Origin of the sequence: Streptomyces sp. NPDC055243 (assembly GCF_044544025.1) — a bacterium.
Taxonomy (GTDB): domain Bacteria; phylum Actinomycetota; class Actinomycetes; order Streptomycetales; family Streptomycetaceae; genus Streptomyces.
The window spans coordinates 292,587-308,597 of sequence record NZ_JBITWR010000001.1 but is presented as its reverse complement, the minus strand read 5'-3'; the positions used below and the strand labels follow the sequence as shown (position 1 = coordinate 308,597).

Annotated in this window: 11 protein-coding genes and 1 pseudogene; 3 read left to right on the top strand and 9 right to left on the bottom strand. The window is 70.1% G+C overall.

Annotation, left to right across the window (positions count from 1 at the left end; all coding sequences use genetic code 11):
* Window positions 1-29: 29 nt before the first annotated feature.
* The 6 genes from ACIGXX_RS01740 to ACIGXX_RS01715 all read right to left on the bottom strand — a co-directional run bounded on the left by ACIGXX_RS01740 (window position 30) and on the right by ACIGXX_RS01715 (window position 8,871).
* Window positions 30-3,152: a ThuA domain-containing protein gene (locus tag ACIGXX_RS01740; RefSeq protein ID WP_399971820.1), complete on the bottom strand. Its 3,123-nt coding sequence runs from the start codon at window positions 3,150-3,152 to the stop codon at window positions 30-32.
* A gap of 98 nt (window positions 3,153-3,250) precedes the next feature.
* Window positions 3,251-4,123, bottom strand: coding sequence for a sugar phosphate isomerase/epimerase family protein (locus tag ACIGXX_RS01735; protein WP_399971818.1), 873 nt, complete (start codon window positions 4,121-4,123; stop codon window positions 3,251-3,253).
* Window positions 4,120-5,355, bottom strand: a complete 1,236-nt coding sequence (locus ACIGXX_RS01730) for a substrate-binding domain-containing protein (RefSeq protein ID WP_399972794.1) — start codon at window positions 5,353-5,355, stop codon at window positions 4,120-4,122. Before ACIGXX_RS01730 ends, ACIGXX_RS01735 begins: the two co-directional genes overlap by 4 nt.
* Window positions 5,355-6,365 (bottom strand): ABC transporter permease, encoded by a 1,011-nt coding sequence (locus ACIGXX_RS01725; protein WP_399971816.1) that lies wholly within the window; start codon window positions 6,363-6,365, stop codon window positions 5,355-5,357. The genes ACIGXX_RS01730 and ACIGXX_RS01725 overlap by 1 nt, the downstream gene beginning before the upstream one ends.
* Window positions 6,362-7,366, bottom strand: a complete 1,005-nt coding sequence (locus tag ACIGXX_RS01720) for an ABC transporter permease (protein ID WP_399971814.1) — start codon at window positions 7,364-7,366, stop codon at window positions 6,362-6,364. The genes ACIGXX_RS01725 and ACIGXX_RS01720 overlap by 4 nt, the downstream gene beginning before the upstream one ends.
* Window positions 7,363-8,871 carry a sugar ABC transporter ATP-binding protein gene (locus ACIGXX_RS01715; protein ID WP_399972791.1) on the bottom strand — a complete coding sequence of 503 codons (1,509 nt, stop codon included), beginning with the start codon at window positions 8,869-8,871 and terminating at the stop codon, window positions 7,363-7,365. The genes ACIGXX_RS01720 and ACIGXX_RS01715 overlap by 4 nt, the downstream gene beginning before the upstream one ends.
* A 191-nt stretch (window positions 8,872-9,062) precedes the next feature.
* On the opposite strand from ACIGXX_RS01715, the gene ACIGXX_RS01710 reads away from it, so the two are divergent.
* Together ACIGXX_RS01710 and ACIGXX_RS01705 are read left to right on the top strand one after the other, a co-directional pair.
* Window positions 9,063-10,256, top strand: coding sequence for an ROK family transcriptional regulator (locus tag ACIGXX_RS01710; RefSeq protein WP_351157152.1), 1,194 nt, complete (start codon window positions 9,063-9,065; stop codon window positions 10,254-10,256).
* 144 nt (window positions 10,257-10,400) lie between these two features.
* Entirely contained in the window at window positions 10,401-11,237 is an 837-nt protein-coding gene (locus ACIGXX_RS01705) for an alpha/beta hydrolase (protein ID WP_351157154.1), read from the top strand.
* Window positions 11,238-11,307: 70 nt separating this feature from the next.
* On the opposite strand, the gene ACIGXX_RS01700 is transcribed toward ACIGXX_RS01705, so the two are convergent.
* From ACIGXX_RS01700 to ACIGXX_RS01690, 3 genes and pseudogenes are all read right to left on the bottom strand, one after another.
* Window positions 11,308-12,222, bottom strand: coding sequence for a hypothetical protein (locus tag ACIGXX_RS01700; protein WP_399971811.1), 915 nt, complete (start codon window positions 12,220-12,222; stop codon window positions 11,308-11,310).
* 105 nt (window positions 12,223-12,327) lie between these two features.
* Window positions 12,328-12,765 carry a hypothetical protein gene (locus tag ACIGXX_RS01695; protein WP_351157158.1) on the bottom strand — a complete coding sequence of 146 codons (438 nt, stop codon included), beginning with the start codon at window positions 12,763-12,765 and terminating at the stop codon, window positions 12,328-12,330.
* Window positions 12,766-13,301: 536 nt separating this feature from the next.
* Window positions 13,302-13,520 (bottom strand): annotated as a pseudogene (locus tag ACIGXX_RS01690) (YdcF family protein); the annotation flags it as partial.
* A 425-nt stretch (window positions 13,521-13,945) separates the two neighbouring features.
* On the opposite strand from ACIGXX_RS01690, the gene ACIGXX_RS01685 reads away from it, so the two are divergent.
* A complete protein-coding gene (locus ACIGXX_RS01685) occupies window positions 13,946-15,943 on the top strand; it encodes an N-acetylmuramoyl-L-alanine amidase (RefSeq protein ID WP_399971809.1) in 1,998 nt (665 codons plus the stop codon).
* Window positions 15,944-16,011: the final 68 nt, after the last annotated feature.

Sequence of the window (16,011 nt, the reverse complement as noted above, 5' to 3'; positions counted from 1 at the left end):
TTCGTATGCCCCCGGCGACTTCCGGGCGACTATGACGTGGTGAACTGCACCGCGTCTACGTCAAAGGAATTGTTCTGTGGCGACTTGAAGACCACGTACAGCTTGTGGGTGCCGGTCAGGGCTTCGACCGGCACGTCGGGTGTGGCCTGATAGGTGTCCCAGCCCCCGGTGTTGGGCACGGGTGTCGTGGCGAGCAGTTTGCCGTCCGGGGCGTCCGCGCGCAGTTCGATCGAGCCGACACCGTAGGGCGAGGACAGCTTGTAGCCGACCTTGCCGACGCCTTCGACGCTCATCGGGCTGTAGGCGATCCAGTCGCCGTCGCTGATGTCGCCGATGCGCTTGCCGTTCTCGGCGCCTTCCTGGGAGACGATGCGGGTGCCCGACTGGTCGTCGTGGTACTCCGCCTGCTTGTGCTTGGGGTGCATGACGGAGCGGCCGTAGCCGGTGAGGGCGCTGACGCCGTCGCCGCCCTTGTCGGTGTACTTCGCGTTCAGGACGTAGGTGAGGTCGGCGCCCTCGGGGTGGCCTCCCAGGTCACCGGTGTCCACGGTGCCCTCGCAGCCGGCGATGTCGGTGGTGGGGTGCTCGTGGTCGTCGTGGCCGAGCGCCGGGTTGACGGTGACCTTGGAGCAGTCGATCGTGCCGTCCTCGGGGTCGGTGACCGTGACCTTGTAGGGGATCTTGTCGCCGAACTCGATGAGCTTGCCGTCGACCGGCGTCTCGACCTTGACCTTGGGCGCCGTGTTGCCCGCCGTGACGGGAACGTTGGCGTAGCCCGACTGGCCGGTGGAGTCGGTGACCTTCAGCTGGGCGTTGAAGTCTCCCTTGGTCTCGTACGTGTGGGAGGGGCTGGCCTCGGTCGAGTCGTAGGTGCCGTCCCCGTTGAAGTCCCAGGCGAAGGTGAGCGGATCGCCGTCCGGGTCCTTGCTGCCCTCGCTGGAGAAGTCGACCTTCAGCGGGACGGGGCCGTTGGTGGCGGACGCCTTGGCCTGGGCGAGCGGGGTGCGCCGGCCCTGGGCGTAGTCGATGCGGTAGAGCCCGGAGTCGTTGTTGCCGCCGCCGAACTCGCTGCCCCACTCCAGGACGTACAGCGAGCCGTCGGGCCCGAAGGTCATGTCCATGGGCTTGGCGAACTTGGCCGACTTCAGGAAGTCGTTGATCTTCAGGAGCTTGCCGTCCTTGTCGAAGCGGATCTCCTTGACCGAGTCGCGGGCCCACTCGTAGAAGAAGCTCGCGCCCTCGAAGTAGGCCGGGAACTTCGTCTTCGAGGGGTTCTTGGCGTCGTAGTGGTAGACGGGTCCGCTCATCGGCGCCGAGCCGCCCGCGCCCATCTCCGGGAACTCCTTGGACGCGCCGTAGCCGTACCAGATCTCCGGCTGCTGGAGCGTGGGCAGGTCCTTGAGGCCGGTGTTGTTCGGCGAGGGGTTGGTGGGTTTGGCGCAGTTGAACTTGGCGCCGACCTCCTGCGTGTCGGGGTTGTAGGGGGCGTACGCCTGGTTGTTGCCGTGGCAGAAGGGCCAGCCGAAGTTGCCCGCCTTCTTGATGACGTTGTACTCGACCAGGCCTTCCGGGCCGCGGTTGGTCTCGGGGGCGCCGCGGTCGGGGCCGTAGTCGGAGGCGTGCACGTAGCCCGTCTTGGGGTCGACGGTGAAGCGGAAGGGGTTGCGGAAGCCCATCGCGTAGATCTCGGGGCGGGTCTTCGCGGTGCCCTTGGCGAAGAGGTTGCCCTGGGGGATGGTGTAGCCGCCCTTGTCCGTGGGCTTGATGCGCAGGATCTTGCCGCGCAGGTCGTTGGTGTTGCCCGCGGTGCGGGCGGCGTCCAGCATCTGCTTGCCCGGGCGCCAGTCGAGCGGGGCGTAGCCCTGCCAGTTGGGATCGAGGTTGGGCGGGACGTCGTCGCCGACGCCGAGGTAGAGCGTGCGGTTCGGGCCGAACTCGACGGCGCCGCCGGTGTGTCCGGGTTCGGGGAAGGTCCGGTCGCGGTAGGCGGGGACGTCCAGGAGCTTCTTCTCGCTGGCGAGGTCGAGGGTGTTGTCGGCCTTGACGGTGAAGCGGGAGAGGCGGTTGACGTCGTCCGTCGCCTTGGCGGGCGCGTAGTAGAGGTAGATCCAGCGGTTGGTGGCGAACTTGGGGTCGAGTTCCATGCCGACGAGGCCGTCCTCGCCGCCGGTGTAGACGTCGAGCTTGCCGGCCGTGGAGGTGGAGTGGCTCTTCGGGTCGAAGATCTTCACCTCGCCGCTGCGCTGGACGTAGAAGACCTTGCCGTCCTTGGCGACGTCCAGCTCCATCGGGTCGGCGGTGTTGTCGTCGAGCGCGGTCTTCTCGTAGCCGGACCAGACCGTGCCGCCGCAGTCGCCGGGCTTGTTGCCCGCGGCCCACTCGATGCCGCCGAGCACGTGCTCGCGGAAGGCGGGCTCGGTGTACGAGGCCTTGTCGTGGCCCATGGCGGTGGCCCAGACCTTGCCGCCCTCGGCGTTGCGGCACCAGGAGATGGGGTGGTCGGCGCCCATCTTGGAGCCGCCCGGGTCGTACGTGGTCTCGTCGGCGGTGACCAGGACGTGCACGTCACCGCGGGGATTCTTGTCGAAGTTGTACCACTCCTCGGGGCGCTCCCAGCGTTCGGGAAGGCCCTTGGTGGAGGGGTGCGCGCGGTCGGCGACCTTGGCGGTGCCCTTCAGGACGCCCGGTGAGTGGGCGGGCATGTGGGCACCGGCGTTGATGAGGTCGTCCCACCAGGGGAAGGAGTCCTCGACGCCCATGTCGAGCGTGTTGTGCAGGGCGACGACTCCCTTGCCGCTCTTGACGTACTTCTTCATGGCGTCGCGCTGGGCTTCGGTGTCCCAGACCATGCCGGAGTTCTGCAGCATGATGACGACGTCGAAGTCCTTGAGCCTCTCGTCGTCGAAGACTGTCGCGTCGGCCGTCTCGACGACCTCGAAGTTCTCCGCCGCGGCCTGCTCCTTGACCATCTGGATGCCGGCCGGGATGGAGTCGTGGACGTAGCCGACGGCCTTGGTGAAGAGCAGCGCGCGGAAGGCGGGGGCCTTGTCGGCGGCGCTCGACGTGGCGGGCAGGAACCCGACCGCGAGCAGCAGCGCCGTCACCAGGGCGAGCGCCGCTCTTCGTGCACCTCTCGCGTCGCGCAGTCTCATGTCACGTTCATGACAGCCCATGGGCTGGTCCTCTCTCTGCTGGTCTGCTCGGAAGGACGGACGGACGTGCGGGATTGCCGGATGTCAGGGGTCGGTCGTCAGAGGGCGGCCACGGCCCGGCGCAGGAAGCCGAGCCCGTCGGTCGCGAGCGCGTCCTGGGTGGGCGCGAGGGGTCGCCAGACGGAGGCGGCGACGGCGATGGCGTCGTTGTGGGCCGTGAACGACTCGATGCAGAGCGAGCCTCGGTAGCCGGAATCGCCCAGGGCGCGCAGGAAACCGGGCCAGTCGAGGTGGTCGGCGCCGGGGGCGCCGCGGTCGTTGGCGCACACCTGGACGTGGGCGATGCGGCCGGCCGCCGCCCGGACGGCCTGCGGCAGGGAGTGTTCCTCGATGTTCTGGTGGTACGTGTCCAGGGCGATGCCTATCGACTCCTCGGGCAGGCCCGCCAGACCCTCCAGGGTCTGGGCGACGGTGTTGAACAGGCTCGTCTCGTAGCGGTTGAGGGGCTCGACGGCGATGCGGACACCGGCGCGCCCCGCGTACTCGACGACGGGCGCGATGTGCTCGCGCCACTCCTCGTACGCCGCCGCGCGGGTGGCCCGGTCCATCCGCCAGGTGCGGCCGACCGCCGCGTACACCGGGCCCGCGATGACGGGGGCGCCGATCGCGTGGGCCGCGTCGACGCAGCGGCGCAGATAGTCCTGGGTGGCGCGCAGCGTGCCCGGGTCGGCGCGGACCAGGTTGCGCCCCTCGGGCATGACGGCGACCACGGCCGCGGGCGTCAGGCCCGTGGCGTCGAGGAGTTTGACCGCCGCCGCGGGCTCCCAGTCGTCGAGCTGTTCCAGGGGCAGCTCCACGGAGTCGAAGCCCCAGGCCGCCAGGCGCGGCAGCGTCTCGCCGAGCGCCTCGGTGCTGACCGGTGAGTGCCAGATCCAGGGGTTGGCGCCCAACTGCCAATCTCCGTACGTCACTTCTTGCCTCCCCAGTCGCCCGGGAAGCCCGGCATCTTCTGGCAGCCGCACATCGCGTAGTGCAGCGGCGGCATGCCCTCCTGGAGGTACTCGTCGAGGTTGGCCTGCGTGACCGTGGGCTGCGGCAGCTTCCACTCCTTGGGGACCTGCTTGCCGTCCAGGATGCGCAGGGCGGCGATGACCGGGGTGCGCCACTGGAAGGTGGGGTAGGTGGGGGCGATCGCGGTGAGCTTCTTGTCCTTCCACGCCTGGAGGAAGTCCTGCTGGTCCTCGCCGGTGATCGGCGGGACGTCGACGCCCGCGTCCTCGAAGGCCTCGACGGCTGCGACGGCCGTGGCGCCGGAGTCCATCCAGACGCCGTCGACGGATCCGTGCCGGGAGATCGCGTCGGAGACGATCGACTTGGTCTTGGCGGGGTCGCCGTCGGTGAACTTGGTGTCCACGACGTCCAGTTCGCTCTTGCCGAAGGCCAGCTTCGCCGCCGACCAGCGGGTCTCCAGGACGTCCACACCGGGTGAGATGCGCAGGGCGAGGATCTTGCCCTTGGGCTTGACCTTGTCGACGAGGAAGTCGGCGGCGACCGCGCCGTAGCCGTAGCCGCCGATGGGGTTGACGAAGGTGACCGCGCAGTCGGTCTCCACGCCGCGGTCGAAGACGATCACGGGGAGCTTGCCGCAGGCCTCCTTCACGGCGGGCGTGAGGGTGGCGGTGGTGTTCGGGGAGACGATCAGCGCGTCGCAGTCCTTGTTGCCCGCCAGCTCCTGGATGTCGGAGATCTGCTTGTCGTCCTTGCCCTGGGCGTCCAGGACGGTGAAGTCGCTGATCTCGTCGTGCAGTTTCACCTCGGCCTTCATGTTCTTCAGGCCGACCTGGCGCCAGGGGTTGAAGACACCGGCGTTGGAGAAGCAGAGGTGACTGCCGCCCGCGCCCTTCTTCTTGTACCGGGCGGTGTCGGTCATCTCCGGTTCGAGCATCTGCTCCCAGGGCTTGGCGTCCGGGCCCTGCGGGGTCTCCTTGCCCAGCTCCAACTGGCGTTCGTACTCGGCCTGTTCGAAGAACTTGGAGGGCTTGTCGCCGCCCTGGTCGGACTCCGCGCTCTGCGAGGCTCCGACGGGCGAGTCGGGCGGAGTGTCGCTGGAGCAGGAGGCGAGCAGGGCTCCCGCGAGGAGTGCGGCGGCGGGCACCAGCGTGCGTCTGCGGTTCGGCTTGATGTGCGTCACGAGGGTCTGCATCACGAGGGTCTGCCTCCCGAGGAGTGGGTACGACGACGGCGCAGCCGGGACCAGTCGGCGGCCCCGAGCCCGACCGCGGCGATCACGATGACGCCCTGGACGGTGGACTCCAGGGCGCCCGATACGCCCTGGAGGTTGAGCAGCGTGAACAGGGCCTGCAGCGAGAAGGCGCCCGCCATCGCGGCGACGACGCTGCCCCGGCCACCGCCGAGCACGACCCCGCCCAGGACCACGGCGGTGATCGCCTCGAACTCGTAGCCCCGGCCCGCCTGCGCGGAGACCCCGGAGAAGCCGCCGACAAGGACGGCGGCGAGCGCCGCCGCCGCGCCGGACAGGACGAAGGCGATGACGCGAGCGCGGTGGACGCGCACACCCGCCAGGGCGGCGGCGCGTTCGCTGTCCCCGGTCGCGATCAGCGTACGGCCGAAGTCGGAACGCATGAGCAGGACGGCGACCAGCCCCGCGACGAGGCAGGCCAGGACCGCCCAGGGCAGCCAGCCCATGGCGGTGCCGCGCCCCAACTGGCGGAATCCTTCCGACAGTTGTCCGTGCGGGGAGCCGCCCGTCCAGAAGAAGACGGCGCCCTCCAGGATCAGCATCATGCCGAGCGTGGTGATGAAGGAGGGCACTCTCAGGCGCGTGGTGATCAGCCCGCTGACGAGGCCAGTGAGGGCTCCCGCCAGCAGCAGCCCAGCCGTGATGAGCGGCCAGGGCGCCTCCGGGAACGAGCCGTGGACCTCCGCCGCCGCGACGACTCCCGCGGTGACGATCGCCCCCACCGACAGGTCGAACTCGCCGCAGACGATGACCAGATACTGCCCGGCGGCGAGGATCACCAGGGGCGCGGCGCGCTTGACGAAGGCGAGGAAGCGGTCGGGTTCGTAAAAGCCGGGGTCGGTGGCGGCGAGCGCGACGAGCAGGACGATCAGCAGGCCGTAGACCGGGGCACCGGTACCGAGGGAGCGTACGACTCGCTTGTAGGGGACGGAGATTGCCGTACCGCTGCTCATGCGGACCTCCTGCTGCCGCGCCGGGCGTAGATCGCGACGGCGGCGATGATGACGACGCCGCGTACGACGTTCTTGAAGAACGGGTCGACGCCGAGCTGGTTGAAGACGGAGTCGAGCACGGCGAGCACGAGGACACCGCCCAGCGTGCCCGCCACTCCCCCGCGCCCACCGGCCAGGACGGTGCCGCCGAGCACGACGGCGGCGATCGACTCCAGGTCGTAGCGGGCCTCGGTGCCCGCCCAGGGGGCGCCCGCGCCAAGGCGTGAGGCGAGGAAGAGGGCGGCGGCGCCCACGCACAGCGAGCACAGGACGTGGGCGGCGATGATCGTGCGCCGGGTGCGGACGCCGGAGAGCCGGGCCGCGTGTTCGTCGCCGCCCGTGGCGTACAAGTGGTGCCCGAAGCGGGTGCGGCGGGTGATCAGCCACATCGCGGCGGCGACGGCGGCGAGCAGGAAGAGCGAGACGGGGATCGGGCCCATCCGGTCGTAGCCCAGGTGCTGGAAGGAGGCGGGGACCTTGCCCGCCGGGCCCGTGTAGTTGTCCTCGATCCAGCCGCGCAGGATGAACGCGGTGCCGAGCGTCGCGATGAACGCGTTGACCTTGAGACCGGTGATGATGAGGCCGTTGGCGAGTCCGACGGCCGCCGAGAGGGCGAGGACGGCGAGCACCGCGGTGACGACGCCGCCGTCCTCCATGGTGGTGGCCGCGACGAGCGTGCCGAGGCTGATCAGGTACGCCACCGACAGGTCCAGGGAGCCGGTGAGGATGACGGCGGTCTGCCCGACGGCGACCAGGCCGAGGGCGACGCAGTTCTGCAGGATGCCGACGACGTTCGAGAGCGTGAGGAAGTCGCCGCCGCGTGCGGCGACCACGATCCAGCCGAGCGCGGTCACGGCCCCGGCCGCCAGCCAGACGCCGACGGCGGGGTCGGTGAGTCTGCCGCGGCTGGGGGCGCGGGTCTTCGGGGAGGCGGACGGTGGGGCGACGGTGGTACCGCTCACGCGACGGAATCCTTTCCGGACAGGGCGGTGGGCTCACCCATCGGCGCGGTCGTGGCGAGCCGCATCACGTCCTCCTCGGCGGCCCCCGCCGGCAGTTCTCCGGCGATGCGGCCTTCGGACATGACGAGGATGCGGTCGCTCATGCCGATGAGTTCGGGCAGTTCGGAGGAGACGATCAGGACGGCGATGCCCTCGCGTGCCAGTTCGCGGACGAGGGTGTGGATGGCGGCCTTGGCGCCCACGTCGACGCCTCGGGTCGGTTCGTCGAAGAGCAGGACGCGGGGGCGGGCGGCGAGCCACTTGGCGATGACGACCTTCTGCTGGTTGCCGCCGGAGAGGTACTGGGCCTGCTGGTCCTCGCCGCGCGCCTGGAGGCGTACCCGCTCCAGGAGCGCGGTGAGTTCGCGGGCTGCGGGCGGCTCTTCGCGGGCCGGTACTGCGCGGGTCACCAGGAGGGCGTTGTCGCGCACGGACTGGCGCAGGGCGAGCCCCTCGGCCTTGCGGTCCTCGGTCACCAGGGCGATCCCGGCGCGGATGGCCTGCCGCGGTCCGGTGGGGCGCAGGGCGTCGCCGCCCACCGTCATGGCCCCGCTGGTGAAGGGCGCCGCTCCGAACAGGGCCCGCGCCAGGGACGTACGGCCTGAGCCCTCCAGGCCCGCGATGCCGGTGACCTCGCCGGCGCGCAGCGTCAGGTCGATGCCGCGCAGCCGGTCATTGCCGCCGCCGGTGACGGTGAGGCGCACCTCGCCGATGTCGTCGGGGTGGGCGCGCGGCGGGTAGTAGGCGCTCAGCTCCCGGCCCACCATGGCGCGTACGACCTGGTCGGTGTCGGTGTCGGCGGTGCGCACCGTCGTGACGTGGCGGCCGTCCTTCAACACCGTGACGCGCTGGGAGAGTTCGAAGACCTCCCGCAGGCGGTGCGAGATGTACAGGACGCCGAGGCCGCGGGCCGCGAGGCGGCGTACGAGGTCGTGCAGGAGGCCCGCCTCGTGGTCGGCGAGCGGCGCGGTCGGCTCGTCCATGACCAGGACGCGGACGTCGGAGGCGAGCGCCTTGACGATCTCGACGGTCTGCTGCCGGGCCACGGAGAGGTCGCGGATGCAGGTGCGGGGTGTGATGCCCGATACGCCGACCTCTGCGAGGAGTTCGGCGGTGCGGGTCTCCATCGCGCGGCGGTCGACGAGGCCGTAGCGGGTCGGTTCGCGGCCCAGGAAGACGTTCTCGGCGACCGTGCGGTGCGCGAGCAGCGCGAACTCCTGGTGGATGATGCCGATCCCGGCGGCCTGTGCCTGCGCGGGGTGGCTGAAGGAATGCTCTGTTCCGTCGAGCACGATGCTGCCCTCGTCCGGGACGTGTTCGCCCGCGAGGACCTTCATCAAGGTGGACTTTCCGGCGCCGTTCTCGCCGACCAGTGCGTGCACCTCGCCGGGGGCGAGGTCGAGCGATACGCCGTGCAGCACACGCACTCCGAGAAAGCTCTTGGACACCCCGCGCATCGCCAACATCATTTGCGTCGCCTGCATCGCCTGCACCCTCGGCTCCTTCGGCAGCGGTCTGCAGAGCAATGTGATGAGGGAGCTTTGACCTGTCAAGGGCCCAAGCAGCTTTCGCAGCACGGGAGTTGACGGGTACTTAGGTCGATCGCCGAACACCATCGGCCTTGTGAGCAGCGAAACTCGTCCCTAAGGTGGCTGCCATGTCTGGAGCGCCGGATCACCCCGTTTCCGTACCGTCCTCACCCGGCGAAGTCCTCGCCCTGCTGCGCACGGGGGCGGCGGAGACCCGCGCCGACATCGCCCGGGTGACGGGGTTGGCGCGCTCGACGGTTTCGCAGCGGGTGGACGCGCTCATCTCGCACGGCTTCCTCACCGAGGAGGCGGACGGCGGGTCGACGGGCGGCCGGCCGCCGCGCCGCCTTCGCCTGCGCACACGTGAACACGCCGTCGCGGGCGTCGACCTGGGCGCGTCGCACTGCCGGGTCGCCCTCCTGGACATCGGCGGCGAGATGCTCGCCCTGCGCGAGGACCCGCTCTCCATCGCCGACGGCCCGCGCGAGGTGCTCGGCCATGTCGAGCGGACGCTGCACGCCCTGCTCGACGAGGCCGGGCGCGATCCCGCGTCGCTGCAGTCCATCGGGGTCGGGGTGCCCGGACCCGTGGAGTTCTCGACGGGCCGCCCGGTGGACCCGCCGATCATGCCGGGCTGGCACCAGTACCCCATACCGGAGTTCTTCGCCGAGCGGTTCGGCCCACGGGCCCTCGTCGACAACGACGTGAACGTGATGGCGCTCGCCGAGCAGCGCCGTGCCTTTCCCGACACGCGCTATCTGCTCTACATCAAGGTGGGCACGGGCATCGGCTGCGGCATCGTCGCCGACGGCCGGCTGCACCGGGGCGCGCAGGGCAGCGCGGGCGACATCGGGCACATCCGGGTCGGCGACATCGACGACCCCTGCCGGTGCGGCAACTCCGGCTGCCTGGAGGCGGTGGCGGGCGGCGCGGCGATCGCCCGCAAGCTCTCCGGGCTCGGTCTCGAGGCGACCTCGGGCAGCGATGTCGTACGCCTGGTGAAGTCCGGCAACCGCGATGCCGTACGCATGGTGCGCGAGGCGGGGCGCGCGGTGGGCGAGGTGCTCGCGGGCCTGGTGAACTTCTTCAACCCGGACACGGTGGTGGTCGGCGGCGCGCTGGCCGCCGTGCACGACCAACTCCTGGCGGGCGTAAGGGAAGCGGTGTACCGCCGCTCGCATCCGCTGGCCACCCATGTGCTGCGGATCGAGCCGAGCCGCACCGGCGAGAACGCGGCGGCGATCGGTGCGGGCATCCTGGCGGTCGAGCACGCGCTGTCCCCGCGCCAGGTGGACCGGGCCCTGTCGGGCGCGGCGCGCTGAGGAGCGGCGGGCGCGGCGCGCCGAGAGGCATCGGCCACAGCCCGCTCACCCCGGTCCGCAGAGACCGGACAAGCACCATGCAACACCGGCCATACCGCCGACTCCTCCATACCGAAGGGGCACTTGCGCCCGTAACTTCAGGCTATGTCCCTCAATGACGCACAGCAGATCGACCGTGCCAACGCCGCCACCGAGCGCGTTCCGGTCGTGTTCGTGCACGGTCTGTGGATGCTGCCCAGCAGCTGGGACCTGTGGAGGACCCACTTCGAGGCCGCCGGATATGTGCCCCTGGCCCTGTCGTGGCCCGACGATCCGGAGACGGTGACCGAGGCGAGGCAGCGCCCCGAGGTTCTGGCGGGCAAGACCGTCGGGCGCATCGCCGATCACCTGGCCGGTCTGATCGACGACCTGGAGCGCAAACCGGCCGTCATCGGGCACTCCGTCGGCGGGCTGCTGACGCAGATCCTCGCGGGACGCGGCCTCTCCGCCGCGTCGGTGGCGATCGACCCGGTGCCGTTCCGCGGCATCATGGCGCTGCCCCTGTCGACGCTGCGCTCCCTGCGTCCGATCATCGCCAACCCGGCCAACCGCAAGCGCGCGCTGCCACTGACCTTCGAGCAGTTCCGCTACGCCTACGCCAACGCCGTCAGCGAGCAGGAAGCCAAGGATCTCTACGAGAGGTACGCGGTCCCGGCCTCGTGCGCACCGCCCTTCCAGGCGGCCGCGGCCAACATCAACCCCCGCACGGAGATGAAGGTCGACTGCCACAATCCCCGCCGCGGCCCCCTCCTGATCATCTCCGGGGAGAAGGACAACGCCGTGCCCTGGGCGTTGGCCAACGGCGCGTACAAGAGGCAGCGGGAGAACTCCGGCATCACGGAAATCACGGAGATGGCCGACCGCGACCACGCCCTGACGATCGACAGCCGCTGGCAGGAGGTCGCGGACACGGCACTGACGTTCGTACGCCGCTTCGTCTGACCGACGTCGCATCGGCCACGATCCTTACTTGTTCCGCCCCCCGGATCATTCGCCTCTCCCCCTCGTCACATCACCCGGCGTCAAGCACCTTCGTAGCAGCCTTGCCCTCCCGCTGGCGCAGGGAGCGCCATTCGACCGCCGGCTGCGGGTTGGCGTCGAGCCAGCGCCGTTGCAGCACGGCGAGCCTGGCGTACGCGCGCTCCAGGTAGCCGGTGGCCCGCTTGCAGGACACGTCGGCGCGGGCCGCGGGTTGTTCGGCGAGGGGGGTGTCCGGGCGTAGCGCCGCTGCAAGCCGCTGGGGGTCTTTCGCGGCGGGGAATCCCGCCTGCCGCATGCAGGAACGCCAGCGTGCCGTCGCTCCGCGGAACGCGTGATCCTTTCCCAGCGTGCGCAGCGCGTCGCGCTCCCCCTGGTCGAGCCGCAGCTGCAGAGTGAGAGCGCGTCGCGGCCCGCCCTCGCCCAAGAGCCGTCGCTCGGCGTCAGCCAGGCAGCCTGTCGCGGGGCGGCTCACGGTGATCTCCTTGTTGCGGGCGGAGATCTTGCGTTGCGGGTCCCCGTAGAGCGCCCGGCCGAATGCCTTCCCACGGGGTCGTTCTGCGGGCTGCATGCCAGGCCGGTCGGCGGAGTTTGGCAGGTTGAGGGTCTCGATGCCGAACTGCGCCGGGCCTGAGCCGGCCTCTGCCAAGGGCGCGGCATCGACGGGAGGCGCCTCGTAGCGGAAGCCGTGCTCGGTCATGCAGCGGGTGATCAGGCGTTGCCGGGCCTCGTACACGCGGCGGGAGGTGGCGGTCGGTGCGTGCAGCAGGGGATGAAAAGGGAGCCGGGAACGCAGTACGGCAGGCTCAGGACCGGACTGCTGTGCGGACTGTCGGGCCGGCGACGTCGTGTTGTCGTGCAGCGCCCAGACAAGGGTCCCGGTAAGGGCGAGGAGGGCGAGCGCCAGAGTGGTGATACCCACCCCGTGGCCCACTTTCAGCGAGGGCATGGCAGATCTTCTCTCCGTGGTCCGGGATCGGGGTGCGATGAGCGGTGGTGCCGGGGGCAGCGGTGTGTGGCACGCCGCCGCCCCCGGCACCTGCGGGGCATTCGCTCAGTAGCAGTTGATGCTGGTCGTGCTCCGCACCCGGAGCGAGCTGGCCCTGTCCCGCAGAGTCGGGTTGATGTAGTTGACCTCGCTGCCGGGGTTGACGCAGAACAGGAACCCGCCCCAGTCGCTGCCGATCCCGGTGTAGAAGTGGCTCTCGTATCCGCTGTTGCTCGAGTTGCTGGCGGACACCACGTTGTTGTGCACGGTCTGGCCGCCGCCCACACGGCCTGTGAGCTGGTTGAAGGTGTCATTGCGGAAGTCGGTGTCGCTGTTGAAGTACGAGTGGCGGGCCGAGTCGTTGAGACCCTGGTAGAACACGCAGTGGTAGCCGGACGAGCAGTTGGTGTCGGCCGAGGCCGGGGACGTTCCGAGCAGCAGTCCGGCTGAAGCCGCCATCGTGGCCAGACCGGTGATTGCCGCCCATCGCTTGCCTGTACGCATGCGTCTCCTCGTTTCCATCAGAACGATTCCTGTGGATCACTCAGGCCGGAGCGCGTACCAACGAGACCTGTTGCCCCGTGGCACCTGATCTGGGCGGGTCACCCGCTTCGTCATGCTGCGGGCGGCCGTTCGCCCCGGTGTGGCCAGCAACTTAGGGCGCTCGTAGCCAAGGAGCGTCAACCCGGCAATGGAGGGTGGTCTCAACTCTCGCGGTACAGCGGCAGACCGCTACAACTCCTGATGTACCGCACCAGTTGGGCATCAGGGCCCCTCCGTCAGTTGGCCGTACGGGGCAGGGGCTGCCGAGGCGGTGGCGCCCACGGGCTCGCGGCAAGTGCAGTACCGAGCAAGCCGCACGGCAGGTGACGCCTGCCGTTTCCCATGATCTACCGCAGATCACCGTCGCCTCCCGGACGGCACCGCTGAGCGCAAGGGCCGCCGCAGGCAAGACCCCGTAGCGCACTCCTCTGCCCGGCATGGATGGATCGTGCCTTGGATCCGGCCCGCAGCGGACGGCGGATACCGGGTCGTCCAGGTCACGAGATGAGTCGGCTGGTGAAGCCGTCGTGGACGAGGGATTCGTACGCGTCATGCACGTCCTGCGGAACCTCCTGCTCGATGGCGAATCCGAGCTTCGGATACTCGACGACTCGCCGAAGGTCGCCGACGAGCATGTCCAGGACGAGCTTCTCGTCGCCGATGGACTTCACGTAGGCGTCGAACTCCAGCGGCTCCGACGCACACGGGATCTCGACGTGGCCTTGACGCCCTCGATACTGCACAGTTGGTGCACGAGTCGCACGCGTTGCATCGGTGACTCGGTCACGCCGCTGCTGCGGGCGATGCGACCGGGCGTTCGCCACACTCGCGACACTGCGGCCCTCCAACGCCCTGAGGCCGACCGCGAACGCGGCAAGCATCCCCCGAACAGGTGGACCGGACCTCTGACGTCCCAGGCGGTCCGCCCGCCCGTCGGCGTGGTGTTCGACCTGCTCATTGGTCCAATCCACTGACGCGTCGCAGGCCGTGCGGCCTCCCGGGGCGAAACCCGCCGGGACCGGTGCTGACGTGGGAAATTCTCTCTCCTGGGCATGATTGACGGATCGTCGGAGAGCCGGTACCACTGACGCACGCCCGGCCCCGCACGCCCCATCACGCTTCACCGTCCCAGGAGGCTGCATTGCGAGGATCCGCCACCGCCCGCACCCCTGCCGCGCGCAGACGCGCCGTCAGGACCGCGGGCGCCCTTGTCTCCGCCGGTCTGCTCCTTCCGCTGCTCGGTGCCGCGCCGTCCGCCCCGCCCTCGACGCCGTCGGACGACGGGCTCCAGGGCGCCTTCGCGGCCGCGGCCGCCGAATACCGCGTACCGCAGAGCGTGCTGCTCGGAGTGTCCTATCTGCAGTCCCGCTGGGACGCGCACGGCGGCGCGCCGAGCGTGACCGGCGGCTACGGCCCGATGCACCTCACCGACGCGCGCACCGCCATCGCCGGCGCCCCGCACCACAGCGAGGGCGACGAGGACCCGCGCGGCGACGATTCACGGGGTGTCCTCAAGCCCAAGGAGTTCACGGCCAAGGTGCCGGAGAGCTCTCAACTGCCGGACCGGCTCAAGACGTTGCCTCGCGCCGCTGAACTCAGCGGGCTGTCCGCCGAGAAGCTGCGCACCGACCCGGCCGCCAACGTGCGCGGCGGCGCGGCCCTGCTCGCCGCCGCGCAGAAGAAGCTCGGCAAGCCGCTGAGCGACGACCCGGCCGACTGGTACGGCGCGATCGCCCGCTTCTCCGGCGCGGACGACCAGGCCACCGCGGCGACGTACGCCAACGACGTCTTCGCCGTGATCCACGACGGCCAGGAGCGCACCACGGACTCCGGGCAGCATGTGGCGCTCGCCGCGGTCGGCGGTCTGGAACCGGATGCCGCGCAGGTGCGGTCCATGGGGCTGCGCAAGGCACCGAAGGGCGGGACCGAGTGCCCCTCCACCGTGTCGTGCGAATGGATCCCGGCGCCGTACGAGGAGTTCAAGGACCCGAACGGCAACGACGACTACGGCAACCACGACCTGTCGAACCGGCCCAAGAGCCAGAGCATCGACACGATCGTCATCCATGACACCGAGGGGCGCTGGGAAGGCGTCCTGAACATGGTGCAGGACCCCACGTACGTGTCCTGGCAGTACACCCTGCGCTCCACCGACGGGCACATCGCCCAGCACGTGAAGGCCAAGGACGTCGCCTGGCACGCGGGCAACTGGTACGTGAACTCCAAGTCGATCGGCCTGGAGCACGAGGGCTTCCTCACCGCGCCCGACACCTGGTACACGGAGGCGATGTACCGCTCGTCGGCGCGCCTGGTGAAGTACCTCTCGAAGAAGTACGGCATTCCGCTGGACCGCCAGCACATCATCGGCCACGACAACGTCCCGGGCACGCTGCCGTCGACGATCGCGGGCATGCACACCGACCCCGGCCCGTACTGGGACTGGCAGCACTACTTCACGCTGATGGGCAAGCCGTTCAAGCGGACGGCGGGCCCGAACGGTGGTCTGGTGACCGTGGCGCCCAAGTACTCCGAGAACCGGCCGGAGTACACCGGCTGCGTCAAGCCGGGCGAGAAGTGCGTGCCGCACGGTTCGGCCGCGGTGCGCGTCCACACCGAACCGCGTGACGACGCCCCGCTCATCAAGGACATCGGCCTGCGGCCCGGTGGCGGCGCGTCGACGATCGGCGTGAACGACACCGGCGCGCGGCTCTCCACCGGCCAGCAGTACGCGGTCGCCGACCGCGAGGGCGACTGGACCGCCGTCTGGTACCTGGGTCAGAAGGCCTGGTTCAAGAACCCGAAGAAGCAGCCGACCGCCGTCGACGCGAAGGGGCTCGTGGTGACGCCCAAGGGCGACGCCAAGGAGGTCCCGGTGTACGGGCGCGCCTACCCGGAGAAGGAGGCGTACCCGGCGGGAGTCCCCGTGCAGGCGGTCACGCCGCTGCCGTACAAGCTCCTGGCGGGGCAGAAGTACGCCATCGGCGACAAGGTGCCCGGTGAGTACTTCTACGCGCCGACGTTCGACACCGCGCCGCACAAGGTGGTGCGCGGCAAGGACACGTACTACGAGATCCAGTTCGGGCACCGCGTGGCGTATGTCCGCGCGGCCGACGTCCAGGTGGTGCGCTCGGGCTCCTAGGGCCGTCGAGGCCGGCCGGGGCCGGGTCCGCGTGGGGGCGGGCCCGGCCCCTGCTTGTGAGGCGGCGG

Bases quoted from the DNA above. Each gene is read 5' to 3' on its own strand.
- ACIGXX_RS01740 (WP_399971820.1), bottom strand. From the start codon at position 3,152: ATGAGACTGCGCGACGCGAGAGGTGCACGAAGAGCGGCGCTCGCCCTG.
- ACIGXX_RS01730 (WP_399972794.1), bottom strand. From the start codon at position 5,355: ATGCAGACCCTCGTGACGCACATCAAGCCGAACCGCAGACGCACGCTG.
- ACIGXX_RS01725 (WP_399971816.1), bottom strand. From the start codon at position 6,365: ATGAGCAGCGGTACGGCAATCTCCGTCCCCTACAAGCGAGTCGTACGC.
- ACIGXX_RS01715 (WP_399972791.1), bottom strand. From the start codon at position 8,871: ATGTTGGCGATGCGCGGGGTGTCCAAGAGCTTTCTCGGAGTGCGTGTG.
- ACIGXX_RS01710 (WP_351157152.1), top strand. From the start codon at position 9,063: ATGTCTGGAGCGCCGGATCACCCCGTTTCCGTACCGTCCTCACCCGGC.
- ACIGXX_RS01705 (WP_351157154.1), top strand. From the start codon at position 10,401: ATGTCCCTCAATGACGCACAGCAGATCGACCGTGCCAACGCCGCCACC.
- ACIGXX_RS01700 (WP_399971811.1), bottom strand. From the start codon at position 12,222: ATGCCCTCGCTGAAAGTGGGCCACGGGGTGGGTATCACCACTCTGGCG.
- ACIGXX_RS01695 (WP_351157158.1), bottom strand. From the start codon at position 12,765: ATGCGTACAGGCAAGCGATGGGCGGCAATCACCGGTCTGGCCACGATG.